The sequence below is a fragment of the Acidisoma cellulosilyticum genome, from assembly GCF_020621385.1.
GTDB classification, from domain to species: Bacteria; Pseudomonadota; Alphaproteobacteria; order Acetobacterales; family Acetobacteraceae; genus Acidisoma; species Acidisoma cellulosilyticum.
Genome location: NZ_JAESVA010000020.1, coordinates 1 through 25,619, shown reverse-complemented (window position 1 = coordinate 25,619; position 25,619 = coordinate 1). Strand labels below are relative to the sequence as shown.

At 60.4% G+C, this 25,619-nt stretch carries 21 protein-coding genes; 11 read left to right on the top strand and 10 right to left on the bottom strand.

What is annotated here, in order from left to right:
• Window positions 1-9: 9 nt before the first annotated feature.
• On the bottom strand, window positions 10-1,287 hold the full coding sequence (locus ACELLULO517_RS27515) for a hypothetical protein (protein WP_227310739.1): 1,278 nt from the start codon (window positions 1,285-1,287) through the stop codon (window positions 10-12).
• A gap of 251 nt (window positions 1,288-1,538) precedes the next feature.
• On the opposite strand from ACELLULO517_RS27515, the gene ACELLULO517_RS27510 reads away from it, so the two are divergent.
• Window positions 1,539-2,432 carry a tyrosine-type recombinase/integrase gene (locus ACELLULO517_RS27510; protein WP_227310738.1) on the top strand — a complete coding sequence of 298 codons (894 nt, stop codon included), beginning with the start codon at window positions 1,539-1,541 and terminating at the stop codon, window positions 2,430-2,432.
• 47 nt (window positions 2,433-2,479) lie between these two features.
• Here the strand turns inward: ACELLULO517_RS27510 and ACELLULO517_RS27505 are convergent, their stop codons facing one another.
• From ACELLULO517_RS27505 to ACELLULO517_RS27495, 3 genes are read right to left on the bottom strand one after another with little or no spacing between them, the layout of a single operon-like run.
• Entirely contained in the window at window positions 2,480-3,475 is a 996-nt protein-coding gene (locus tag ACELLULO517_RS27505) for an HNH endonuclease (protein WP_227310737.1), read from the bottom strand.
• Between the two features lie 57 nt (window positions 3,476-3,532).
• Window positions 3,533-4,096, bottom strand: a complete 564-nt coding sequence (locus tag ACELLULO517_RS27500) for a PIN domain-containing protein (protein ID WP_227310736.1) — start codon at window positions 4,094-4,096, stop codon at window positions 3,533-3,535.
• Window positions 4,097-4,099: 3 nt separating this feature from the next.
• Complete coding sequence (locus tag ACELLULO517_RS27495) at window positions 4,100-4,564, bottom strand: excisionase family DNA-binding protein (protein WP_227310735.1); 465 nt, start codon at window positions 4,562-4,564, stop codon at window positions 4,100-4,102.
• Between the two features lie 1,313 nt (window positions 4,565-5,877).
• Here ACELLULO517_RS27495 and ACELLULO517_RS27490 point away from each other — a divergent pair.
• Window positions 5,878-6,525 (top strand): ParA family protein, encoded by a 648-nt coding sequence (locus tag ACELLULO517_RS27490; RefSeq protein ID WP_227310734.1) that lies wholly within the window; start codon window positions 5,878-5,880, stop codon window positions 6,523-6,525.
• Between the two features lie 727 nt (window positions 6,526-7,252).
• Complete coding sequence (locus ACELLULO517_RS27485) at window positions 7,253-8,233, top strand: replication protein RepA (RefSeq protein WP_227310733.1); 981 nt, start codon at window positions 7,253-7,255, stop codon at window positions 8,231-8,233.
• 39 nt (window positions 8,234-8,272) lie between these two features.
• On the opposite strand, the gene ACELLULO517_RS29140 is transcribed toward ACELLULO517_RS27485, so the two are convergent.
• The 5 genes from ACELLULO517_RS29140 to ACELLULO517_RS27460 all read right to left on the bottom strand — a co-directional run bounded on the left by ACELLULO517_RS29140 (window position 8,273) and on the right by ACELLULO517_RS27460 (window position 18,136).
• Entirely contained in the window at window positions 8,273-8,485 is a 213-nt protein-coding gene (locus ACELLULO517_RS29140; RefSeq protein ID WP_406566303.1) for a transposase, read from the bottom strand.
• 136 nt (window positions 8,486-8,621) lie between these two features.
• Window positions 8,622-10,412 (bottom strand): Hint domain-containing protein, encoded by a 1,791-nt coding sequence (locus ACELLULO517_RS27475; protein WP_227310732.1) that lies wholly within the window; start codon window positions 10,410-10,412, stop codon window positions 8,622-8,624.
• Window positions 10,413-10,918: 506 nt separating this feature from the next.
• A complete protein-coding gene (locus ACELLULO517_RS27470; RefSeq protein ID WP_227310731.1) occupies window positions 10,919-14,584 on the bottom strand; it encodes a hypothetical protein in 3,666 nt (1,221 codons plus the stop codon).
• Window positions 14,585-15,093: 509 nt separating this feature from the next.
• Window positions 15,094-17,553: a lysozyme family protein gene (locus tag ACELLULO517_RS27465; protein ID WP_227310730.1), complete on the bottom strand. Its 2,460-nt coding sequence runs from the start codon at window positions 17,551-17,553 to the stop codon at window positions 15,094-15,096.
• A gap of 19 nt (window positions 17,554-17,572) precedes the next feature.
• Complete coding sequence (locus ACELLULO517_RS27460) at window positions 17,573-18,136, bottom strand: hypothetical protein (RefSeq protein ID WP_227310729.1); 564 nt, start codon at window positions 18,134-18,136, stop codon at window positions 17,573-17,575.
• A gap of 142 nt (window positions 18,137-18,278) precedes the next feature.
• Here ACELLULO517_RS27460 and ACELLULO517_RS27455 point away from each other — a divergent pair, with 142 nt between their 5' ends.
• From ACELLULO517_RS27455 to ACELLULO517_RS27420, 8 genes are all read left to right on the top strand, one after another.
• Window positions 18,279-19,184 (top strand): hypothetical protein, encoded by a 906-nt coding sequence (locus ACELLULO517_RS27455; RefSeq protein ID WP_227310728.1) that lies wholly within the window; start codon window positions 18,279-18,281, stop codon window positions 19,182-19,184.
• Window positions 19,185-19,273: 89 nt separating this feature from the next.
• Window positions 19,274-19,519, top strand: coding sequence for a helix-turn-helix domain-containing protein (locus ACELLULO517_RS27450; protein ID WP_227310727.1), 246 nt, complete (start codon window positions 19,274-19,276; stop codon window positions 19,517-19,519).
• A gap of 146 nt (window positions 19,520-19,665) precedes the next feature.
• Window positions 19,666-19,845 (top strand): hypothetical protein, encoded by a 180-nt coding sequence (locus tag ACELLULO517_RS27445; RefSeq protein ID WP_227310726.1) that lies wholly within the window; start codon window positions 19,666-19,668, stop codon window positions 19,843-19,845.
• A complete protein-coding gene (locus tag ACELLULO517_RS27440; protein WP_227310725.1) occupies window positions 19,842-20,111 on the top strand; it encodes a hypothetical protein in 270 nt (89 codons plus the stop codon). The genes ACELLULO517_RS27445 and ACELLULO517_RS27440 overlap by 4 nt, the downstream gene beginning before the upstream one ends.
• A complete protein-coding gene (locus tag ACELLULO517_RS27435) occupies window positions 20,108-20,428 on the top strand; it encodes a hypothetical protein (protein ID WP_227310724.1) in 321 nt (106 codons plus the stop codon). The genes ACELLULO517_RS27440 and ACELLULO517_RS27435 overlap by 4 nt, the downstream gene beginning before the upstream one ends.
• A gap of 219 nt (window positions 20,429-20,647) precedes the next feature.
• Window positions 20,648-21,199 (top strand): hypothetical protein, encoded by a 552-nt coding sequence (locus tag ACELLULO517_RS27430; protein ID WP_227310723.1) that lies wholly within the window; start codon window positions 20,648-20,650, stop codon window positions 21,197-21,199.
• A gap of 30 nt (window positions 21,200-21,229) precedes the next feature.
• Window positions 21,230-24,415, top strand: a complete 3,186-nt coding sequence (locus ACELLULO517_RS27425) for a DUF7146 domain-containing protein (protein WP_456304411.1) — start codon at window positions 21,230-21,232, stop codon at window positions 24,413-24,415.
• Window positions 24,412-24,723 carry a hypothetical protein gene (locus ACELLULO517_RS27420; RefSeq protein WP_227310721.1) on the top strand — a complete coding sequence of 104 codons (312 nt, stop codon included), beginning with the start codon at window positions 24,412-24,414 and terminating at the stop codon, window positions 24,721-24,723. The genes ACELLULO517_RS27425 and ACELLULO517_RS27420 overlap by 4 nt, the downstream gene beginning before the upstream one ends.
• 179 nt (window positions 24,724-24,902) lie before the next feature.
• On the opposite strand, the gene ACELLULO517_RS27415 is transcribed toward ACELLULO517_RS27420, so the two are convergent.
• Window positions 24,903-25,262, bottom strand: coding sequence for a DUF5681 domain-containing protein (locus tag ACELLULO517_RS27415; protein ID WP_227310720.1), 360 nt, complete (start codon window positions 25,260-25,262; stop codon window positions 24,903-24,905).
• Window positions 25,263-25,619: the final 357 nt, after the last annotated feature.

Genomic DNA, 25,619 nt, shown 5'->3' with positions numbered 1-25,619 from the left:
TGCGCCATGTCACCATGGATATCGCCTGGCTGGCGGCTCACCCAACGGATCATGTAAATCATCAACTTCAGGGAAAAGGGCCAATTCTTCGAATTGGGTGGCGGCAGCCTTAATGGTCGTCCGCTCGTCAAGATCAAGCAAACGTTCGTTCGCCCAAATGAGCATACGCCCAAGTTCAGTTGACGACTCTTCTTCAGCTCCATGAGGAACAGTCGCTAACCATGCTCTGATTTCACCCGCTTCTCGTTGTAATTGCACCAGTTCCCGCAGATAGGCGACACGCCGATCCTCGCGTTCCTTTCTCTTCTTAGCAAGCCCATATCGGCGTTCAAGATCAACTCGCTTGCGCTCGTCATCTTCCCGCTGCTGCCGCCTTTCTTTTTCAAAAATAAGAATGGCTTTAATGCACGCAACGATGCTTTCAAACATTGACTCGACACTCTGCATCTTTCCGTCAGACCATGTCTTCCGGAAGCCGTTGTGCCACGCGACAAATTGAAAGATTAACTCACCTGTATAAATGATATCATGATCCGGCCAAGGTTTTTCATAAGGAAGCGTCCTATAGAGCTCCCAGTTCTGGCGATCCGCAGCGCGCTGGCGCCTAATTTGCTGCTGATTGTAGAGCGCTTCTTCCTCTTTAGTCGGAATATGTTTCTGCCGTTGGGTGCGCTCGATCAGTGTAAAACTGACTTTGTCAGACCCAACCGTGACCATCATGTTGTTGCCATTGGGTTGTAGTAGTAATTTGTCAGCTTCAAGTTTAGTCGTCAGTGCGTGAAGAAAAGTCACCGTTCGTTGAGCACGGTTTTTGTGTACAGTGACTCCGCACATTCCATCACCGACGGCCGAAATAGCCCCCCAGCGATCAGGTTTGGCCTTTAGAAGCTCTTTTGCTGTGGCAGTGATAAAGCGATGGGGCTTCTTGAGCGGCTCGGCCGGATCAATCAGATTTTTGGGCACACCCTTCTTTTGCTCCGCGCTCTCCGCTTTGGCCTTCTGTAACATTTCACGCGTTTCGTCCGGTAGATTTCCGACGGCTGACACTATTTGAATGCGATCAAGCGCGGGATTGTTGATCTCGCGAAAAAGAGGGGGCGGAATTTTCTGCCCGGCCCGGATGCGCGCCCAGTAGCCACGGGACGGATTTGGCACGTCATGGCGGATGCATATTTTAGCAAGCCCGCGATCCGATATGCCCAACTCTTGGGCGATGGTCTGCGTTGGCTTGGACCAGACGAGATCGAACAGCTCACGCCGAGTAAATATGCGAACTGCGTCACTCATCTTGAGCCGCCGTGAGGCTAGAATTTTGCAAGGAACTCAAGCCTTTGCTTGTTTGCGCCGTCCTGGATATCGATATCCCGCAAGTCCGCCTGATCGCAACCGCATGGCTGAGAATTTGGCGATGTCGGGCTAACGGTCGACTCCATCAAACGACGCGGCAACAACCCCTCGCCTAGCTTCAGCTTGCAGTGCAAGAGAAGAAGCATTATCTTGCACTCGTGACCCGACCCATTCAGGAGCCCTGAAAACCTATGGCCAAGCGCGGCGTAGCGATCCTGCCCCCAGAGCCTGCCCAGGGTGCGACGGCGGTCGCACCCCAGGAGGTGTCGAGCGACGACCAGCTTATCTCTCTTTGGCTGCATGGGCGAAGTGCCAGCACGCGGCGCGCGTATGAAGCGGACGTAATGGCATTTCGGGATTACGTGCAGACGCCGTTACGTAAGGTTGCTTTGGGCGACGTGCAGGCTTTTCAAGACTCCTTGGCCGATCTATCAACGGCCAGCCAGGCCCGGAAGCTCTCGGCGGTGAAGTCGCTTCTAACCTTTGGCCAGAGAACCGGCTACCTAGTGCTTAATGTTGGAGCGCCGGTGCGGCTGCCCAAGATCAAGCAGACCCTGGCCGAACGCATCCTCGACGAGGATTCAGTGCTCCATATGCTGGCGCTTGAACGGAACCCGCGGAACAAGGCGCTGCTCCGGCTCCTGTATCTGGGCGGCCTCCGGATCAGCGAGGCGTGCGGCCTGAAAGTCCGCGATCTCCAGGTGAGCCGTGATTCTGGTCAGATTACGGTCTTCGGGAAAGGCGGCAAGACACGGGTCGTGCTTCTCAAGCCGTCGATCTGGGCCGATCTTGCCATGATGCGCGGAAACGACCCCGAGGCGGCCGTGTTCCGATCCCGCGAAGGCGGTGGCCACCTCAATCCATCTCAGGTGCATCGCATCGTTAAAAAAGCGGCCGCTCGTGCCGGGTTGTCGGAAGCCGTATCAGCTCACTGGCTCCGGCATGCCCACGTGAGCCATGCTCTCGACCGCGGAGCCCCTGCCCATCTTGTCCAAGCGACCGTCGGCCATGCCAGTCTGACGACGACGAGCCGATATGCTCATGCTCGACCGACCGACAGCAGTTCAAAGTATTTAGCTGGTTGATTGATCTATTTAACAGGGGCCATATTTTTCATTCGACCCAATGCAGTTCACCAGCGACCATTTTGTATCAACACTTGTCGGCCACTCTCGATTGCCTCGACCATTTTTTCTGCCCACCCTGCAGGTAGATCGATAACTAACTCGTAGTGATACGGCCCGACAGGGTTTTCCTCAGCCAATATTGACCGGATAAATTTGGGAATTTCTGGAAATCGTGACAAAACATGTAAAACACTTTCACTGAGCAGAATCGGCACACTTTTAAAATTCTCTGGAACGATCGTGAAGGCCGTTTCTTCTGCTATTTGCAATAGCCTGTTCGCACATCGAGCATATAGCTCGCACGCATGAACAATTCTTTTCACGTCGCCCGGCTCGCCGAGCGGCCCCCATGAAGCTACAAGTTCACCAAGCAGATTTTTGAGTGTCTCTACAGAGTTAGTGACCTCGGTCATTTTGTCGGAACTCCAGTTCGGGAACTGCTCTGGCTCCAATCGTTTTAATGGATCATTCAAAAGGCTACTACGAAGATATCTAGCCTTTCGTAGGACTGGCGACAAAAGGCTATCCAGTAATTCGACAGTCAGAAGATATTCCCACTTTTCCGGTTTGTCTTTTATGATCTCACGAACTAGTGGGGGTAATTGCTTGAAGTCCTCCATATCCTTTTCAATGAGGTTGAGTCTGAGCAAATCACCAGGCTTTCCTATTTCTCTTGTAATTTTTGCATCATGTGTTTCTTTCCATAAAAACAACAATTCAACAGGAAATCGCTGTTCGTCTTTATCGACAAGACCGTGGCAATCTCGGCACAACCAAATTCCATTGCTTATAGCGGCACGTTCGATATTAGACATTTCGATACGAAATCGAGCGGATCCGGCGTTCGCTCCATAAATATGAGCAGCTTCACCGATATTCGTTGACTTATTTAGGTCCGTATTCGGACCGGTCGTAAGCTTGTCACAGTCTGGATTAGCGCATCTCAATGCCGAGCGCCGTGACAGCATGTCGATTGTTTTGACACTAAATTCAGATGCCACGATTTTGTTTTCCACCTCTGGAAATGAATGGCGAGAGCGTTCAAAAGAGTAATGTTATCAAAGTAATCCAGATCGCGCCCGCAGAAATGCCACACTTTCCGCCAGCCCCTGCTGAGCCAGCGTATCCAGAAAGTCCTCAACCGTTTTAGGCGGGGTCTTAAGAGCTCCCCTCGCCTCTCTCACTGCTGAAAAGGCGACTGCCTCGTCCAGATCCAGCGTGTGCCGTATAAATTTGTCCGGGTGCTGCGCATCTATGCGAAACGGAGCGAGCCTCTCCGCGGGGAAATCCCGAATGTTTAGTGTCACGATGACATCCGCCCCACCGACGATCGCCGCGGCCAAGACATGTCGGTCGTCTGGGTCCGGAAGTGTGAGCGCGGGGATGAGGGTTTCATAGCCTTCAACCAGGCAGTCATCGATCGCGCTGTTCAAGAGCGCCCGGGTCCGCGGAAGCCGATCGGCGAGCTCTGGCCTGGTCCGGAGGAGCGCGTTGGTCCATTCGTCGTTGATTTTCTCACTCCAGCGCGCCCGGAAGAGCCCGGTGCGCGCAAGGCGGATGAGAAGGTCACGAAGCGGAGCCGGGTAGAGGACATTCGCGTCAAAGAGAGCGACGAAAGCCACAGGTTAATAGCCCATACCCAGTTCCTGAGCCTCAGTCGCGAGTTCGTCCATGGCACGGCCAGTATCCCGATGCCGGCGCGCCTTGAAGGCGATGACGTCTTCCAGAAGCAGACGACGATGGGTGCCAACCATATGGAAGGCGACAGCCCCCTCCCCCATCAGCTTCACCAAATGCGGCCGCGAGACATTCAGTATGTCAGCGGCCTGGCGCGTCGTGAGTTCGGCATTCTCGGGCATGACGGACACGGCTCGACCATCTGCCAGATGCACAAGCATGTCCGTCAGCAGGCGCACGGCCGCAGCCGGCAGGACAAAAGTCTGATGGGAACCGTTTGCGGCCTCGGCCTCAACATGCACACTGCCGCGGCCGCTGAGCTGGGCCAGCGCACGGCTAGCGTCCTGAGCAGCGCGTTTATCGGTCTCTGAGATGCTGCTGGGCTCAACCGTCTGAAGCATCGAGAGGGTCATAGCTTGTCTCCTTCGATGCTTAGATAGGGTAAGAATACCTCTAAGTGCAATAAATGAAACGCATCGCTGATAAGCAATGCCAGCATCACGTAACGACGTAGCGCCGTAACGGTTTTTGCAGCTTCAAGCTCTCACAAAGGGAGTGCGCAGCGATAGGTGCTGTACAAGATGCTTTTGTCAGTGCTTTTCGCTTCTCGGGAAATGAGACGCCCATCAGGCACAGAAGAGGCGAACCACGCACGAAACGCAGCTTCCGCCTGGGCGAGCTGAGCGTATGCGGGGTAGCCGCTATCAGTCGGAGCGCCTGCTACTTCCACCTCTCTGTCGAGGGTAAACTGGGAAGAGCCAGCGCCAACCTGCGACGGCCTGTAGAAGGTATATGTGAAGGTGATCTTCATAGACTGGACCGTCCCCGATTATTTTCCCCGAGCATGCATAATGTCGGCGGTAAGGGGAAGATCCGCTGCCAAAGCTGGCATTCCGTATAACGCGAGCACCCGCTCCCCTCTCCTGCTTTGACCCGAATCACACATCGGTTTTTGATCGGCTATACGTAACGACGATTGCACGTAAGATCGTCCTGATGATGCTGCCGGCGGTCGCCGCGGACGGTCCCGCAATGCCCCCTCCCCTCCAGCATCGCCCTTTTGGAATAATCAAGGAGGGGGATGTTTCTTTTTGCATACGATCCCTATTTTCCATCTCAGAAGCAGGACAACTGCTCGAAACGGGATCAGCGAATGCCATGAAAGCGAATTCTCTGAACGCAGCTCAGCGCGAAGTCGCGGAGGCGGAACTAGCTTTAGAGGACGCGCGTATGGTTGTCCGTCGAAAAAAGTTGGCCCGGGCAGGCACCCAAATAGAACGGGCGCGCTTGAGGGAATCCCGCGAGCGTCTGGACCGTGCAATTGCCCTCCTAAAAGAGTTGGATCTGAAGTCGCCCAAATGACGTGGCGTCGCCTAGTGTTTTACGGTTATACGTAACGTCGAATTATCATCGTTACATCCACACGATGGTGCGTATAGACGCACCACGAAATATCGTGCCCCCTCCCCTGCCCTGTCTCGACGCTCCGCAAAACGAAGGCGAGCTTGCCGCTTGAGCCAACTCGGTTCTGACAAGGATAAGAGAGACAAGTGCATATTACGTAAGATCGTAGGTTCGGTGATACGTAACGTCGTATTGCCGTTCATCTGGTCGGTATTTAAGACGTCGCGTTTCGCCGTGCGCCGCTCCCACTGCTTGACCCGAATCGCATGTAATGTCTTCTCTGCGTCAAGACGTAACGACGCTCTGACGTAGGAACATCAGCATGACGGTGCTTACCGTTGCCAGCAGCAAAGGCGGCCCTGGCAAGACAACGCTCTGCCAGGTGCTCGCCGGCAGTCTTGCGGGCCAGTGTAGACTGGTCGTTCTGGATGCCGATCCCACGCAAGCCCTCTCTCGTTGGGCCACCTCCACCTATGAAGGCCCTGCCTTTGAGACTTTCGCCGAACCGGATGAGACGCAGCTCGCTCATTTGATTGGCACAAAGGCCGAAACCGCCGATTTGGTGCTGGTCGACACTGCCGGCTTCGGGAACCGGGCAGCCACAGTCGCCATGACCTCCGCCGACGCTGTTCTGGTGCCGACGCTGGCTGGCGAAGCCGACATCACCGAGGCCGAGAAGACCATCCGCCTAGTAGACGGCCTGGCTCGTGCGGCGCGTCGCGATATCCCGGCGCGGGTTCTGTTCAACCGTGTGCGCCGCACTTCGCTGGCCAAGCATGCCGAGGCTGAGGCTGATCGAGCCAAGCTGCCGCGGCTGGCCGGCTCGCTATCCGATCTCGTGGCCTACGGTGAGATGTCTTATTCAGGCCGGCTGCCTACGTCCGGGCCGGCCGCGGCCGAAGTTTCGGCTCTCATCGAAGAGCTGAGCAAGTTGGGCTGGATACCGACGTTCGCACGTAACGACGTATGAGTGTGCGCACATGAAGGCACCATTGAAAGCGCGCCGGCCATCTCCTGAAGAGGCCTTGGCTATCGCCACCAGCACGGCCCCTCAGCAGCCACCGGCACAGATCGTCCACCAACCGGCGCCAATACAGCCTATCGGGGCAGGGGAGGGGGCTTATGCAGCTCCAGCTTCGCATGCGCCGGCCGCACCGCCGCCGGACCCTGCGACCACGCTCAATCTCCGCCTTCGCAACTCGACGATCGACGCCATCATGTCAGCCGCGAAGGATAGGGGGCTTACAATGAAGCAGATCGTCAGCCACGCGCTCCGTGACGCTGGCATTGCGGTTGCAGAGGCAGACTTGGAAGACCGAACACCGCGACGGAAGTGACTTTACGCCGATATGTCTGCACGTAACGCCGTATTTGATATTAGAAATTAGCCTGCGGGCGCCGCGAACTGGACGAGTCGTGTTTTCACCAGCGACCGGCCATGTTTCGCAAATGGCATTCTGAGCCGGCCCGGGGTGAGGACTATAGCGGGAGAGGATGAGGACTTTCGCGGGAACAGGCACACTGCACGACTCGCGACTTTCCCATGAAATCACCGACTTATCCCGAGGACTCTACCAGGACATACTAATAGACTAACCAAATATCCCTTCCCTAGAAGCTGTCCCCGCCACAGTCCTCAGCGACAAATCCTGCTCGATCCGCCAAAGTTGGTTTTGAGAGATGGGACAGCCGAGTCGATGGGAACCGTTCACGATCTTCTGGTCCAGAAAGGCCGCCAGCAGACCCTCCTGTTCGACTTCGACAGGCGAGTGGTCGATGTCGCCGCCAATTTCCTCGCAGACGAAGAGGCCGGAACTGCCTTCCTATTCTCAGGTTGGGCTCAAGCAGCGCTTCCACACAAGCGCCTTCCCGATGATGCCCCCTGGCAGCTCCGCACCGAACGGGTAACACTCTTGGTAGAGCCCGGCCGTCGGACCATGCCGTCTGGGCCGCCAGTATCAGTGGGCGTGCCCTACGGCTCTCGGGCGCGTCTCATCATGCTCTATCTGCAAAGCGAGGCTCTGAAGACCAATAGTCGATCGGTCGAGCTCGGGAAGAGCCTGAGAGATTGGCTTGGGAAAATGGGCATTACGCCTGGCGGTAAGAGCATCCAGTCGATCCGTGAGCAGGCAGAACGCATCACCCGCTGCCGGATCTCCTTCCACCTGCATTCCGCCGGCAAGGAAGGCCTTATCCAGCAGCACATCGTCGATACCGCCATGTTTGGCGAGACCTCCGTCTATCCAGGTGAGGACTCTGCCGGGAACGAAAGTGAGGACTCTGGCGGGGCGACTCGAAATACCTCAGGGTTCCTCGAAACTGTCCGGCTTTCAGAAACCTTCTTCGAGCAGCTCAAACGGCACCCAGTTCCCGTCGATGACGCGGCGATCCGAGCGATCAACCGGCATTCCATGGCCTTGGATATCTATTGCTGGCTTGCCTACCGGCTCCATGTGCTCTCCACGGACCGCGAGATCACCTGGAAGGCCTTGCACGCCCAGTTCGGGGGAGGGGTCACGCGCCTTGATCACTTCCGGACGGTCTTCGTCGAGAACCTCAACCTGGCGCTGGCAGTCTACCCGGATGCGAAGGTCGAGGTTGGGGGCAGGGGTCTTACCCTTCAACCGTCCCGGCCGCCGATTTCCCCCAAGGTGAAGGCAGCGGCACTCTCCCGCTAGAGTCCTCGGCCTCGCAATCATCGACCAGTCGAACTTGGGTCAAAAACAAGTCGCAACTCGGGATTTCCAAGGTGAAGGATGTCCCGGCTCGCCAGGGGAGCAATCTCGACACTGGGGGCAGTCGCGCCACCGGCATCCCGACTTCATGACCTGGATAATTCCACTGATCACGCAGCGATCGTCAACGCGCCGCGCTCCAGGCTGGTTCTTTGGCAAATATACCTCAATCGCCGTCCACTGTGCGTCGCTCAGCCAAAACTCGTTCGCCTTGCTCCAATCTCCGAACCCGTAGAGTTTGAATCACAGGCCTAAACAGCTTTCAAGAGATTGATTGGGTACAGACCTTGGCAGGTCTTTTATTGAGATTGCGTTGCCTTTGTCGCGCGGATCAAGCCGCGACCGACCGCCCCGAGCCGAATAGCATAGCCGCGCGCTCGTTCAGCCGCGCGTGAATCTCGACTGGCACTTGGCGATGGGACTGCGCACGCGGGCTGGCCATCTCCGTGATCGGCGCGTCGCCATATAGCGTCTCGTGCTCGTCCCAATTGTCGAAGGCCATGCGGCTGACATTATCGACGAAGCTTTCCGCCGCCACCCCCTCGGCCAGAATCAACGCGTGCTCTGGCATTTCGATATGGTAATAGATGAAGGTCTCGGGCACGTCGCTTTCCCGAATGATCGAGAGGCCGTTCACCAGGGCGCCCGCCTGGATCAAAATCGCATCGATCCGCACCGCATGCTGAGGTGACACGAGAAGATCGCGCCCGGGCAGGCCGTCCGCCAGAGCATCGGCCTTGATGCGAATCGGCGAGACCCGCAGGGGATCGGCGAAGCGGGTCGAGACGGTGTTCCGGCCGATCCAGCGCACAGGCATCACACGGCCATCCGCGAGGACGAGATCGTCGGCGATCTTCAAGCTTTCGACAGCGACATCGCCGGATGGCGTACGGATGCCCGTGCCGGGATAGTAGCAGACAGCCGCCTCCACGATCAGGCTGCCGTCGGTCGCGGCACTCAATTGGAAGCTCTCATCCCCCGCGCCATCGACCGTGAAGACGTAGCTCGTGCCACCTGCTGTGACGGTGAGCGTATCGCCGGCGGCGGTAAAGCTGTCATCCGCGGCGGAGGTGACGAAGGCGAGATTGATGCTCTCGCCGGGCGCGAAGCCGGACAGAACGGCGCTGGAGGCTGGGATGGCGCTGGCGCCGTCAACCTTCATTACTCCACCGCTGCCGGTGAATAGCACACCGCCGCTGGTGATTGCGCCGGGCTCCAGCTCCAGCACGCCGCCGGCGATGGTGGTGGCGCGGGCGGCGCCGTCCGATTGCACCACCTCGACGCCGCCGGCGCCGATCGTGGCGCTGACCGACAGGCTGCTTGACCCGACAAATTCCAGGCCGCCGTTCACCACGGTGTCGAGCGAGGAGCCGATGACAATCTCCAGCACCCCCCCAGCGTTGACTGTGGCGCTCGTCGCCGATCCGGCGGCGGCGACCACTTCAAAGCCGCCGCTGTTGACGATCGCGCCAAACGAAGTGCCTGCAGCAACGACTTGCGTGCCGCCGCGGTCGATGGTCGTGCTGATGGAATTGCCGTTGAGGGTGACAATTTCAGAGCCGCCGGCTGCTACAATCGTGTGGCTCGCAGTCCCGCCGCCGAGGACCTCCAGGATGCCGCTATCTGTAACGCCGACGGCGCGCCCGGAGGTCCCGAGTAGGCCGCCGGAACTCAACACGCCACCGCTCGTGACGCCACCCAGCTCCACCAGTTCAAAGGAGCCATTACTGACGATAGTCCCGCTTGCGACGCCGCTGGAGAATATGAATTGCTCGCCGCCGCTGACCAGCGTCGCGCCGCTTGCCGCGCCGCCATACAAGACAAATTGGACCGAGCCGGAATTGAGGATGGTCCCCCGTGCGACGCCGCCGGCGAAGACGTAGTCGTGGCCGCCGGAATTGACAGTGGTCGCAGAGTCGATGCCGGATCCTAAAAGCAGACCGCCATTGCTGACGACAGTGTTGCTCGCAGTCCCGCCGGCCTGCAGCACCAGAGCGCCGCTGCTGCTGACGGTGGTGGTGACGGCTGCGCCGCCGCTGGCCACCGTCAAGGTGCCGCCAGAGACCACTGTATCGCCGGTCTGGGTGGTGCTGATGGTTGTCGCGCTGGAGATGACGGTCATGATGCGCGAACCTGCGCCCGGGAGGCGACGATCGTAATCAAACGGTATCCTCCAATAACTCCGGCCTCTGCACCGGACGTTACGCTATTCATTTCAAGATTAACATGAAATTGATGGTGAGGCTGCCGTGGTTGAAACGCGCCGCTACATCTATGAGGTGACTGGGCCTTCAGGCGGCTCTCTCAGGGTGGGGGAAAGCTGTTACGCTTCCCCCGGCACCCTTCCCCTTAGTAATCTTCCGATTAGGTCGCCGAGGTGTCTCTCGATGATGCGAACGAGAGAAGCGAAAGGGCAATTAGCCGGCTGGAAAAACATGCGGCTCCCCGAACGGTCGATTGATGACCGATAGAGCTTCCGTCGCGACGAACAACCGATTGCGTTGGTATCCCGTGCGTTCGGTCAGAATACCAGTCTCGCTAAGGCGTTGATCTCCCCCGTGGGTGGGACAAGCCGCATGAAGACGACCCCGCGGCCGGGAAACGGTTAGGTCAGAACGGGCAACCCGTTCATCGCGTAAGCGACGACAGCGCATTCATTTGCTCCGCAGGCGGAACCCATCCGGCATCAGGGGCAGGAGCATTGTATCCCGTCTCGTTGGCCTGACCCGCGAAGTTTACGGCCGCGGCGCGCGTGACAGCATGAGAGAGCGCGCGAAGGATGCGTGGCTCGGTCTCGGGTGTGACCTTCGACATGAGGATGCGCGCTACTTCGGGGTGAAGCATCGCCTCGGTTACCAGATCATCGACCCTGCGGAGACCGGCGTTGCGAAAAGACTCCATCACGTCCCGCGCGATGGCGGCGCTCGTTCCAACCATGATGCCTGTCAGGGCGTTGCCCTCGCCACCCATGATGCCGAGAGTGCCACCTGTGGCGAAGGTCTGAGCAGCGATAGCCTTACCAATGCGCTTGGCGAGGGTGAACTTCATCTCATCGGCCTGATCGCCGGGCGTGTTCGACTCTCCGGCCAGGCGAATGGCATCGCGGGAACGAAGGGACCGTTGGATGTCCTTGCCGAGGAGATCCATCGTGTTGACTTCGTTTTCGGTAAAAAATTGACGCAGGGCCGATTGGTTCTGCCGCATGAAATCTTGAAAGGAGTTCGCCGCGATCCTCCCCTGGCCTGAAGTGCCGGCCTCGGTGTTGGAAATAAGATGCGTCTCCATATGCTGCACGATGGCTCGGCGGACGCCATCGGTTGCGGCTTTGTTGCCCTTGGTCAGGCGCGCGAGGTCAGCGAACTGGCTGGTTGAATTGCGTGTTCCGAATAGCGCGCCGATCTGGCGCACGACATCATCGGGCGCATTGGCTCGCTCGAACCGGCCGGCGACCGATGCGCGATACTGGCTGCCAACCTGCTTGGCGGCGAGGATCTGTGCGGCCGCCTGTTGGTCATGGGCAATGACAGCTTCCTTTGCCCGCGTGGCTGCTTCACCTACCGCACGCTCTGCGCCTTCAGCTGTCTGAAGCGCCTGGTTGAGCGGCTGCATGGCAGGGTGAGACAACGCGCGCCCGTAATTGCGGCGGAAACGGGAAAGAGCACCCGGATTAAGGGAACCATCTGGCTTGATGGCGTTCAGGCGCGCGTGCATGGCGAGAGCGTCGCGAGCGGCCGTCATATCGCCGCCGGCAGCGTCATAGGCGTTCAGAGCTTCGCGCCCTCTGGCGCCAGGCTTCAGGATGCCTTGAGGCACGCTGGCGTCGGATCTTGAGAAACCGCCCTGCGGGCTGCGGCGCAGCATGTCGCCAACGGAGCCCACCATGAAACGCTGATGATGCGCATTGCTGAAATCGACGGCGCTGCGGAGACGGCCGGCTGCATCAGCATCGAAATTCACCTGTGGGGCACCATCGAAATCGCCCGGCGGTTCGCGCATCGCAAGCAACCCCTGCTCAGCACCGGGCTTCACACCCGCCGGTCCCATCTGCTGCAGCGATGTGTCGCGTGTCAGTGCCGCCTGGTCGCCGTAGCGCACAGCATGATCGATCGCGTCATAGGGGTGCATGCCACGCATCACCAGATCGGTCGCATGGTCAGTTTCGGCCGGCGTCAACCTGATGCCGGTATGGTCTGCCGCCATGCGGACATCCTCGCGGGCGCCGATCATCGCATCCGAATGCTGGTCGGATTCGCGGGAGGCCTGCGTCGCCAAGTCGAGAGCCGCCTGTTGCTCAGGCGGATAGACCCTGCGCCCAGACAGCTCGGTGCGGATCGCTTCCAGCAGATCATTCGTGGAGGAGCCGGGCTTTAGATAGCCGGCTTCTTCAGCCGCCTCACGCGCATAGTCGAGGGAGAGGCCGCCATTACGACGCGCGAAGCCAACGCGCTGCAGGCCGGCATCCATGGCAGCGAGATCACCGCCCGGGTCGTTGACGCCGCCGCGCTGCGTCAGAAAGGTGAGGAGGGAGGGACCGGGCCGTTGAGCTGCTGATCCAGCCGCCAATCCCGGATGGCGTCCAGCATCTCCTGGTCGCCCCGCGCCCTGGCTCGCTGTTCCACGCCCGCCAAAAACTCTATCTGTTTCTCTGGCGCCACCTGCGCCAGGGATTGCGCCACTGCTTCCTTGCCCTTGGCGTCCGGATGTATTCGAGGCGCGGGTGGCATGTGCATCATTCTCCCGCTGCAACCTTGCCGCGATAGTATTGCCCGGCTGCATCCGGCCTTCGGCAACCGCCTGAGCCTCGCGCTGCGCATGGCGTTCAACGGCGCTATCGATAGCATTGTCGACAGCTTTCTTGAAGCGGGACAAGCGGGCATAGGCAGGCGTGCGACCGTGCTCCAGTTCGCGGGCGATCGCGGCATTGATGTTCTGCCGCAAATCGCTGACTTCCTTGAATTTTTCACCCGCACGGTAAGACGCCGCGACACCAAAGATCTGTTTTTCCGCGCTGCTGAGTGGCGCCGCCGATTTGGTGTGCTCATCCTGGATCGCTTTCGCCTCCTTGCGGATTGGTGTCACGTCCATGACCAGTTTGCCCTCAGGATCGACGGCATTCCACAGCGCCGTCTCCTGTTCCCGGCCGGCCAGTTCCGCGGCATTGGGCTGTGCGCGCATGGCGGCACCATAGGTTTCGGGCGTCTGCTGGCCGCCAAGACCCGCATTCGCTTGGTCGGCTGCGCCGCGAGCGCTCCCGATCTGCGCATCACCTGCCTGAGCCACACGAGCACTTGCAGAGGGTGCCTGTGCTTGGAGGTCCGACACGGTCTTGTCGATGGCATCGAGATGAGCACGGACGACGGCCCGAACCTTATCGGGATCGCCGGTTCCGCGCATCTGCTGGAGCGACGCGAGGCGCGCGCTGTTCTGGTTGGCGACCGTCTGGTTGAATTTACCCCGGCTGCGGGTGGCGACCGCACGTTCAAGGCCACCGAGACCCATGTCGCCGGTCTGCTGAAATGTTGTCGGCGTCGAGCCTGGCACGATCTCGTTCGGGCCGCCGGCAAGTGCCGAGCGCACCGCATCCGGGTCATCGGCTGCATTGATGATCTGGCGACCGGCCATTTGCGCTTGATTGGCCGTAGCCATGACGGGTTGGCCGGACTGGCCAAGAACTATATTGCCGGCAGCGTCGGTCAGCGCATTGGAGCGGCCAAGCATCGGGGCCGCATATGCACCCACGGCGCGCGCCGCGCCTCCAACCGTGCTGCCGACAGCGGGAAGCGCCGCACCAGCCGTGCCACCGAGCAAGAAACCTGTCAGCGCATTCGGCACGATGTCAGCATTCGTCGGAGCGTCCGATGCCCCTTGCGCCGCGCCCTGAACGGCACCTGCGCCGGCATAGCGAATGAGCGCCGGCAGGCTCGACAGCGCGTTGAGCGTGGGCGCGACGGCCGGGACCGCGCTTGCCAGCGCATCGGCGCCGACACCAACAACGCCCCCGCCCGCTATTGCTGCCCCGACATTGCCAGCTATCTCAGCGGGCACGCGGATGATGGCCGGGATCGAGTTCAACCGGGCAAGATTGGCCTGCAGGTTTTCCTGATAGCGCTGGCCGAAGGTCTGCGCCTGGCTACCCTGGCCAACCAGATAGCCGAGAGCGGCATCCGTCGCCGCCCCAACCTCATCAACGCCGGGGATCTTATCAAGGCTGGCGAACGCGGCATCTGACGCATCCTGCAGCGCACCGCCCTGCGGTTGCTGCGGCGGTTGTGCGGGGCTGCCGCCGATGAGCATGGGCCCAGGTGTCTGCGAGCCCGGCTGCTGAGGCGCAATAAGCTGCGGCCCAGGCACTCCCGGCACGACAGAAGATTGGGCGCTCCCCGCTTGAATTGGAGGCGCGGGGTAAGGGCGAACCAGCGGATTAGAAATCACCGGAGCTTGCTGGGGAGGAATCGGTGACGCTGCTGTGGCAGGTGCCTGCGTGACGGGTATAGACGCCTGCTGTGGCAGACCCTGAGGGGGCGCGGGGGACGCTGCAGGCGGCTGAGCAGGAACCGTCGCGGCAGTCCCTACATTCCCGCCACCGCCACCGACATTCGACAGCGCATAGCCGGATCCAGGTTGGCCGATAGGCGCGTTGGCCGAGCCGCCCACGTCGATCACCGGAACGTCGGCCTGTTGCGGCGCCGGGGGCGGTTGCGAAACGACGGGGTCTTTCAACCAGGGCTGAGCGGCGGCCACGGCTGCGGGCGACGGCTGCGAAACAATGGGATCATTCAGCCAGGGCTGCGATGCGTCGGCCATTACTGCTTCACCCTCATAACGCCATCCGGCGAGACATATTGAGATCCAGCAGGAACGCTGGCGTAATCGGCCGCGCTTGCGACGTGATAGACGGCTCCGGGGCGCCGAGATGTTCCAGGCTGCGGCTGGGATGCTGCCTGCTGCATCTGCGGCGGCTGTCCCTGTTGCGGCTGAGGCTGTTGCGGTTGCTGAGCGCCCTGCAACTGGCTGTCAGGAACAGAAGCCAACGCCGGATTATACCGCCCACCGGGAGCCCGAGCTGTTGTCCAAGCTTGAAACGACGGCTGACCGGTTGCTACGACAATCGACCCCGGCGAAGTGCCCCACGCAAGGGTCGGCACATGGTCGTTGTAATCATTCCACAGTTGCTGAAACCCACTAAGGGTGCCGTATTGCTGCACCCACTGAGCGCGGGCCGTGCGAAGAGCGATGTCGCGCTGCGCACCTGCGATCTGAGTGTTTTCAACGCTCTCATTGGTTTCCCTTGGCTTGTTTGTTCCAACCTGGGCAGCCTGAGAGGCTTTGATTATTGGCAAATCAATTCTGCTGAAGGTGGTCGGCAGGTTAGAGACCTGCTGCTGAGCAGTGATTTTATCCATGGTCGCATAGTCGTGGTTGCTGCCGAACCAGCCAGGCGCTACGGCACGAGCAGCCCAGTTAGTAACATTTTCGGCATTCGGCCCCGTAGTGTTCTGGCTATTCAACTGCCGGAACTGCTGCAATTGTTGGATGGAATCCACATTCCTTTGGATGATCGGAGCGTCTGCCGCGACAACATCGTTCGCTGCTGTCCGGTCATCGTTCATCCTCTTGGCCAAGGCCGCGTTGTTGTTCTGACCTGCGTAAGGGTCGGTCGGTGGCAGGGGGAAAGGTCCGCCTCCTGGTTGTTGCGGAGGAGCGACAGCCGCGCCCCCTGGGATTGGGCCGTCCGCTGCCGCGGTCGCTTGAGCCGCTGCGCCCTTATTCCGCGCTATGACAGACGCATCAGCGGGGCCACCGGGGATCGCCACCCATTGACCGTTGACTATCTGGTATCCGGCATCTGCTGCCGCCTTAGTCTGCGCTTGCTGAGCCACAACGGCCGGGTCGGCTGGGCCGCGCGGCATCGGGAACGACACGAGATTGCCGCCCGCGTCCTTCCCGAGCTGATAGCCCGGTTGATTGGGCGCAACGGCCGGGCTGCCGTCGCCATGGAGCAGAGGCGTGATCCCGGCCGGAATTCCTGTCGGTGTCGACGCGGGAAGAGGCTGGGCTGTTCCAGCACCGGGAGCGACCGGTGGCGTGTAGGACGTAGTCGCCCCCGAACTCGACCCCTGACCTGAGCTGGTGTCATCAGGAGAGCCTGGCGCTATCGTCGGCGGCAGCGAAGCCCCCTGCGCGGGGGGCGGCCCAGACGCAGTCGGCATGCTGGCGATAAGAGTGTTCGGCGGCTGAGTGACGCCCGCCATCTGCGTCCGGATGCTACCCAGAACAGTCCCCACCGTCTGGTTCGCTAGGCTGGGGTTTGCCTTGATGACGGCCGAGGAAACGATCGATGTCATCGGCGTATTCGGGTTGTTGTTCTCGGCCGCATAGAGATCAACCGCCCCCTGCGGCCCAAAGTGATGGGCGACGGCGAGGGATGCCGGCGTGATTGGGATGCTGTGCTGACCCAACACCGACGAATTATCCTGCGCATAGTCGTTCGTGATTTCGGCCGAAAGGTTCGGATCGTTCCGCATCGCGAGGATCTGCGCCTGGGTCTTTCCAGCCACCAAATCGGGGCGATGGGTTGCCAGTTCCTGTTCCCACGTCCCGGCCAAGAACTGATCGGCCCCAACCGCCGACGATGTCGTGCTGGTCGCGTTTGGATTGCCGCCGCTTTCCGCGCTGCCGATGGCACCGGCATAGGCCGTAAGAGCATTCAAGCCAGAAGTAGGGGCTGCGGCAGGCGTTGCACCTCCGGACGAGGTCGGGCCAGACACAATCATGCCCTTCAGATAATTGACCGCGTCCCCGGAATTCAGGCCCGCAAATGCCATCTGTTTTGTTGGGCCGTCACCGGGATAGTCTTCCGGCAGCGACGCGCCGAGCGGGCCGAGCTGCGCACGCGCCGTCTGATAGGCGGCCGGACGGTCGGCTGGGTCAACGGCTAGAAGACCCTGAGAAACCTTGCCCAGTAGCGCGATGCGGCTCGTTGCGACGGCGTACGGCATCTGCTGATCGGCAACGATATTCGTGCGCGCATTCGTAGCTAAGGTGGGGTCGATAGCGTTCAATTGGCTGAGGGCATTCATATCACCGCTGGCAATGCCGGGCCGCAGGTTTACCTCTTGCCGCATGTCAGCGATTTGCTGAGCCTGCGTCGTGAGAGCGTTATTGTTTTGCTGGATCGTTTGGGCATTCAAAAGATCACTTGGCAGATCATACTGGACAGTGGGCGCGGGGCTGGTGATCGGGGAAGCGGTGAAAGTTGCCATTGTCTGTTCCTATGCGTCGTCATCGCGACGGGCAGTGAAAGCTGAGTTTTCCGGCTACCAATAAGGGTGCGCCGATCATCATGTTCATTATCGCGGGGCCTGAGGTTTTGCCGTCCAGCCCATTGGACTCAGCAGACAGCCGATGGCGAAACCCCTCGGGGCGACAAGCGCCCAGAAGCAGTTTCATGAGACTATCGCTGTAGCGACGCTGCGTCACGACGTTGCCTTCGGCGTCGTAGATAAGGCCATCCTTGCACGTCACATACTCGTCGTAACCGACGAACGCCCGGCGCCGTGCCTCGGCCTCAAGTGCATCGAGGGCCTCCTCAAGCGCATCGTCCCAACAAATTCGGAAGTCAGAATCTGACTTGCGGCGAGCATAGACGGTCGAGCGAGACGCGTGCGCGGCATGCGCCGACGCGGAAATGTTCGCGGTGATCGAAAGGTGCTGAAGGAAGCGCCCGATCTGGGCTTCCGTAAGAGCGCGCCCCTGCATCTCAGGGGGTTCTCGAATTATTCGGACTCTGAGCATCCATAATTTCGATCCTCGCGGCGTCATCTCGACGGGCTTGAGCTCGAACATAGTTGCATACAATCGCTTGATAACAAACCACCTTTAGCTAGTGGCGCGTCACACCATCTGGTCTCCATCGAACATCATGGAACACTCTTGAACGAAAGAGGAACATTGGGCATATTCGGCTTTATAATTTGGAGCCGAAATATTGTTCGATCCTGATGGCTATTGGACCCCAGCATTTGCCGCATTAGCGGTCGCGGGATGGGGAGCTCACGGGAAGCTTCCGAAGAAATGGGGCTTCGATCAGGATAAGGACGAATTCAATTTCATCGGCCATCCCAACCAAGCTACCGCGACTTATCTTATCGGCGAGAAATTAGCCGCTGGGTTAATAAGGAGTTGGGCCAGAGAGTTGCTCTCAGGAGAAATGCTGCCGATCCCTGCTCGATGCTGGAGAATACAGCCAGCCCTTTATGATGTCTTCAAAGATGGTTCGCAAGAAAAGCCGTCAATTCTGATGAGCCAAGTTGGATACCGAGATTTGCTCATCGATTCTCCTGCGCGCATTTACTTAAATACGGATGAACTTCTCTCCTGCCTTGGGTTGACGATAGTTGATGATGATCCCGTTGAACCGCAAACGTTTGCCGAAGAAGGAGTCGACCAAGTTGAGACTGAGCTCAGTAGCGAAGTTGATGCGGCTGCATCTGCGGAGATAGAGCGCCAAAGCGACGGTTACGAACCCTTTTCAGCCGTCGCTACACGGGCAGATCTTGAACACTTCGGGCGTAAACCGCCGCGAGCACCTCAGCGCGATCCCTCCTTGCTGTCCGGAAAAACTGTGAGCGAGGTATTCAGTAAATGGTCGGCTTTACAGCCGAGCACAGGTGGCAAACCGCATAAATTGCCGCGCAAACCATCTGGTCTTGACTACAGAGAACCCGACTCACCCCTAATTACAGAAGCGTTGATAGGCATTCATTCAGGGATATATAAAAATCCAATGGATGCCGCTCGTGCCCTTGCCGGAAAGGCTGTGGGAAAGGGGTTGTCCGCCAGCAAGACTACCAGACTAGTCAGTCAGATCACGAAGGCCCTGAAACCGACATAACATCGACAGCTCGGAACTTAGTCCTGAAAGTGCTCAGTCCTGAGCGGAATGATCAGGACTGAGTGAAAATATCACGACACAGTTCCTCCGTGTTCACCAAGAACCGGAGCAATGTCGCAGTGATCCACACCATAGAACCTCTCGCCTACACCATCCCCGCGGCAATAAAAGTCAGCGGCGTCGCGCGCACCAGCCTTTATCGTCTCATGTCCGAGGGGCGGCTTGTCGCAGTGAAAAACGGCCGGCGCACGCTGATCCGTGCTGACAGCTTGAAGCAGTATCTAGCTTCTTTGCCCGTTGCTGATTTCCGTTCTTCCAAGAAAATCACCGCATAGAAAACCCCACAACATGCCGGTTGCAACGGCAAGTGCAGGGTTTCTCTGAAGGCTTAACGCTGACGGCTCTACAACAGGCCGGAATCTAGCAAAGTCTCAGGCGAAATCAAGCGTCGTTTGCGATTGGCTCTAAAAAGGAGCCTGGAATGATGAGACGTCGTTCCTTCATTGACCTCCGCGCGGGTGATTTCGCGCCAACGGTTAATCTCGCCATCACAGCACGTGATCTCGACCGAGAGGCTGATATTCAGCTTGCTCTCGGACACCATCTCATTGCCGAACGCCTGTCTCGCCACGCTGAAGAGCTTCGGGATGCCGCGCAATGACCGATGGCACGCCCAAGGAAAAGGCCAGCCACGCCACGCTAACCATCACGGGCCTCGAAAACTTAGATGCCAAGACGCTTTACGCGATTGCTCGGCAGCTCAACGACGGTGCGCGGTTCTGGCGCTATGGCAAGCGCGCCCAGGCCGAGTTGGTGCAATTTGCTGAGGTCTTCAAAGCAGAGCTCCAACGACGCGGCCCAGAGGCGTTAGCCAAACCGGGTTCAGCCAGGCGCAACGGCACCGGAAAGCAAGGCCCGCAACCATGAGCGCCGCGGTCTTCGCCCCTTTTGGGCGGCTGGTCGCGGGCAAGCGCTCGGCATCCTTTAATGCCCTGATGTCGCGACTCGTCTATGGGCGCCTCATCTGTGACGCCGAAGTTGAGTTTGATCCTCGCGATACCCGGCCTGACTTGATCCTGATGCTGCCGAAGACGGGGCTGCTGCCACTCTCAGCGGACTTGCTCGCCCCCTTGGTCAATTGCCTAGACACCGGCGGCTTTGTCACCGTTCGCTCCCGCAATCTGTCTGAGATAGATGAGGCCGCCAAGCAGATCCTGACGATGGTTGGAGGAGGGTGTGCTTGATCTCTCCCCTCAGGACCAACGTAAGGTCCCCCCGCCAGCAGTTTCGGACGAGCACAAGGGCTGGCGCTCCCTGGTTACGGCCAGCCTTCAATATCCTGGGTTGCTCAGCGATTGGGAAAAGCAATTCCTTCGCCAGATGCTCGCCCGCAGCTCTGTCTCTCCGCGGCAATGGCAGAAGGTGACGCAGATCGCGGAGCAACTCCGGGGCCGGCGCGCCTGGTGAGCCTCACCGAACCAGAACAGGGGGACGGCTCAGACTGGCGTGGCTTGATTGCGGTCTGCCTGTCTCACGAAGAGCATCTGTCGCCGCGCGAGCGCGAGTTTATCGGCTCGATCCGGTCTCGCGCCACCCTGAGCGCGAAGCAACGCGCGTGGCTGAACAAGATCGCAGCCGACGCGCCGGGCCGTGACCTCGACACTCTCAAGGAAGCGCTTTCAGCGCGGCTTGAGGAACTGGCAGAGAGCCTGCTCGGTACACCGAATGCCGACACACGCCGGCGTCGGGAATGGCGATGGGGCTCGAAAGGCTCGGTCGCGCTTGTCATCGAGGATCATGGCGGCCGGGCGCGCGGTGACTTCTTCACCCATAAGAGTGGCCGCGGCGGTGGCATCCTCGATCTCGTCATGCATGGGCGGTCCTGCGGGCTTGGCGATGCCATCAGGTTCGCGAAGCACTGGTTGGGCTGGGATGTGCCTGACTATGTGCCGCGCCCGATCAGCGAAAACGTGCTGGCTGCCCGGACCGCGAAACGCGAGCAGCGACAGAGGTAAGCAGATGAGGACACGGCAAAGCGCGTCGGCCTGGCCCGGCGTCTTCATGCGGAATCCGTGCCCGTCGGCGGCACCGTAGCGGAACGCTATCTGATCGAGACGCGGGGCATTCCCGCACCCGGCGAAGGATGGCCAGAAGCCGTCCGGTATCATGAGCCGAGCCGAAGCCTGCTGCTGGTTGCCACGGCGGCCGGTGGCGAGGTCCAGGCGGTCCAGCGCGTCTATCTAGACGCCAAGGCCAGGAAGATCGGTGAGGCAGAGCTGCTGGCCAGGAAGCTGCCGGCCGTCAAACAGACCAACGGCGTCAGCGATGGCGCCATGGTCAGGCTGCCCGGGGATACGAAGGGACCGGTCCTGGCAGCGGAGGGCCCGGAAACGGGTCTCTCGGTATGGGCGGCAACTGGTCACGAGACATGGGTTGCCCTTGGCAGTTTCCGCAAATTGGATCCCCCAATTGGGCGCCCCTTCGTCATCTGTCGTGATGACGATCGACGCCACGCTCCTGCGGATACGGCGCTCAAGCGGGCCGTTGCCGATTGGACACGCGGTGGCCGGGCCGTCCTGATCGCCACGCCCTGGGAAAACCGCCGCTTCGACAAGAGCGACTTCAACGACGCAATCCAGGAGGCGGGCGCTGCTGCCGTCCAGGACCGGATCGAGCGCACGATCAATCCGGGGCGCGTGCTCAACCGCCGCCAGCCGATCGCCGCCGTCCGCCAGGCGCTCGATGTCGCCGTGTCGGACTTTTTCGATGCCGCGGAGACCTGGGAAGCGGACCACGAGGAGAGCAAGGACCAACCTCCGCCTGTCCATGCCATCCGCGTTGATGTCGGCGCCGGCAAGACGCGTGCCGCCTACCGCTATGCCGCGCGCCGGTTGGAAGCGATGCGGATGGTTGGCGACACGCGCGTCATCGTCGTGGCCGTGCCGACGCACAAGCTGGCGGATGAACAGGCTCAGCTCTTCAACACCATTGCCGCAGAGCGCGGCAGCCGACTGACGGCCCAGGTCTGGCGCGGCATGAGCGCGCCTGACCCGGACCATGAGGATGCGCGAGATCCCACGATCGCGGACAAGCTCAAGACCAAGATGTGCCGCAACCTCGAAGCTGTGGCCGCGGCGCGCGAAGCCGGTGTTGACGTGCAGCAGGCGGCATGCCGGAAGAAGGAGAAGGGCCAAGACCCTATCTGCTGCCCCTTCTATACCGAATGCGGCTATCAGCGGCAGCGCCGGGCAAAGGCAGATCTTTGGATTGTTCCGCACGACCTGTTGTTCCTGTCCAAGCCCCGAGCCCTTGGCGACGTGGCGCTTCTGGTCGTTGACGAATCCTGCTGGGCGGACGGCTTAGAGGGCGCGAATGGCCGACCGACCGGCATAACCATCGATGATCTACGCCAGCCCGATCGCATCCTGACCGCCGAGGGCGCCACGCTGCAGATTGACACCGATCGGCTGCACTACCTGCGCGCCCGGTTGCTTGACTGCCTGCAAGGCCAGGAAGACGGCCCGCTGCAGCGCGAGGCGATGCATGGCGACCTGAACCATGACAATGCCACCGAGGCCCATCGGCTCGAATGGCGGCGGCTGATCGATCCTGATCTGCACCCGGGCCTGTCCAACCAGGAGCGAAAGGAGAGAGCCCGCTCAGCCCGAGGCAACGCGCAGACCATGCGTGTCGCCCGCATGTGGAGCGCTGTCGTCGCCCTGCTGCGCGACGGTGGCCCGCAGGTGTCCGGTTGGCTGTCTCTCGCGTCAGAACCCGACGAAGAGGCGCGGCTGGTGCGTGTCCTGCACATCAAGGGACGCCGGGACGTGCGCAAGGGCTGGCAGGTGCCGACCTTGCTGCTCGATGCCACGATGGATGTGCAGTTGGTGCGTCCCTACTGGCCCCAGGTCGAACTGACCGCCGAGCTGCTGGCCGAGGCGCCACACCAGCACGTGCGCCAGATAGTCGATCGCGCGCTGTCGAAGAGCATGATTGAGCCGCTTGACGAGGCAGAGGCGGAAGCCCGGCCCGATATCGCGAAGCGCCGGTGCAAGAACCTCCGCACCGTTCACGCCATCCTTTGCCGCGAGGCGCGCAGCTATGCGCCTGGCCGCGTGCTGATCGTGGCGCAGAAGCGCGTGAAGGAAGCGTTCCCCAGTTTCGGGCCGCTCCCAGCCAATGTCGAAGTCGCCCACCACAATGCCGTGTCAGGGCGTGACGAGTGGGGCCCGCAGCCCGACAGGGATGGCATCCGGGCGCTGATCGTCGTCGGCCGCACCGCGCCCAGCCCGGGCGCCGTCCATCGCCTGGCCGAAGCTCTGATGGGATCTGCCGTCGAGAAGCTCGCCGGCGGTTGGTATGAGCGCGGTGACGCCGTGCGCGAGCGTCTTGCCGGCCACGCCGACGCCATTGAGGCGGAACGCCATCCGGACACCATAGCCGAGGCCATCCGCTGGCAGATCTGCGAAGGCGAGCTGCTCCAGATCATTGGGCGCGGCCGCGGCGTTAACCGCACGGTTGAGAACCCGCTCGATGTCCTCGTCATGACGGACGTGCCGGTGCCGACGCCGGTGGCAGAAACCATCGCCTTCGCGGACCTCGATCCTACGCCGGACGACCAGATGATGGCTGCGGCCGGGATCATCCTTCGGAACGCCCGGCATGCAGCCTCGGCGTTTCCTGATTTTTGGCCCAGCCATAACGCCGCGGACCTGGCGCTTCGAAGATCCAGGGTCCGTCAAACCTGTAAAGATAATACCTTACTATACAGCGATGACGGACCCTGGAAGCGGGCGACCTACCAACTGGCCGGCGCCAGGGCTCAGCCCTCAACAGCGATCTTCGACCCTTCGACCTGCGCTGATCCCGAAAGCTGGCTGACCGCCAAGCTGGGCCCGCTGGCCCGGTTTGAGGTCGAGCCGCTGCAGCCCGATCTACCGTCCCCACCATCACCGGAGCCCACCATGAAGCCTGAAATGCTTCCGGCCGGCCGCGTCGAGCGCGTGCCGCCGGGCTGGATGCTTCCCCGTGTCACTGACGAAGCAACTGCGACGATGCCCATCTTGGGGCTCTGGCACGTCCACAGGGCCGGGATGACGATAAAACGCGTGGAGGAGGCCCCGGAAGGCTGGAAAGGCGTCCAGACCCATCAGGAGCCGTTTTTCCCGACACCGATGGAAACCATTCTTCGGCTCGCCCGCCTCGAACCCGTTCAGGAGCATCGACTATGACTGATACGACATCCCTCGCACCGCCACCGCCGGCTCCGATCCTCCACGACCAATGGGGCCGGCCCTATGTGCAGCAGCATCCAATCCCAGGCCTGAGCGCCGTTCCGGTGACAGTGCTGGAACTCGTCGAGCTATGGCGTCTGAACAGCCACGCCGCAGCCTATTGCGGCTCACAGGGGCGGCCGGAGGAATGGGCCCACTACACCCGGCGCGCCCAACACCTCCTCGACAACGCCCGCGGCTTCAATCCGCTGCTGGTCCGAATGTTCGAGCAGCCGCCGCATTACGGCAGCGAGGGGAACGTCTGATGGCAGTGGAAGCTTTCACCAAGGGTCCGCACAATAAGCGGACCCTTCTCATCGGGTTCGCGCGCACGCGCATACTGGTCCGAAAACGCCGGGGCTCACGCACACGCGCGATGTCCCGAGAAATGCCCTCGCGCACGCCTGCATGATGGACGTGTCCGAGGTGTGCGGATAAGGCGCCCTCAGTCCTCGTGTTCGACCTCAGCCGCGACAGTCAGCCCGACGCCTGAGATGATGGCCATAAGCTCATCGTCACTCATGTCTTCGAGCTTGCGCTTGACCGCAACCTCACCAGAAATTTCAAACCCTTTGGGCACCAAGGACGCGACGATCCGGATATAGGCGACCGGATCGCTTTGGCGGGCAGCCGCTATCGCCGCCGCTCCATGCTCCGTGAAATCCTCCTCCAAGGCCCTGAGGAAGCTCTCGGTGACGCGGCTCCTGGCGCCTTTCGGACGCCCCGCGGGATTCCCCGACTGCCCCGGCTGAAAGGGGCGCAGGTTTCTCTGTTTCGTCTCTGTAAAAACAGTGGGTTGGGTCATGTTCGGAACGTACCATCTCAGGCCGGCCAATGCAGCAATATTTCCGGCAACCGGCGGCAGGTGCGATACTCTGCCCCAGGCTCACCCAAGGTTCCTGACCGTGACCGGCTCGTTCTGATCACCACGCCGCGGGATGGCGAGAACCATGTTTCTGCTCGCAGAAAGCCCCGACATTCCCTATTTACGAAAGTGAGTGAGGCAGGAAGGGGGCGACCTCTCCCTGCTCGGTCCGAATGTGAGCGAGAACCATGATCCGGTTGTCCCTTGATGACCTCCTGACTGGGGTAAGGGCTAGGAAGAACGAGCTGGGTATTATCGATACTCCGGCCTCGGTCGAGGCTATGCGCAATAAAGGCG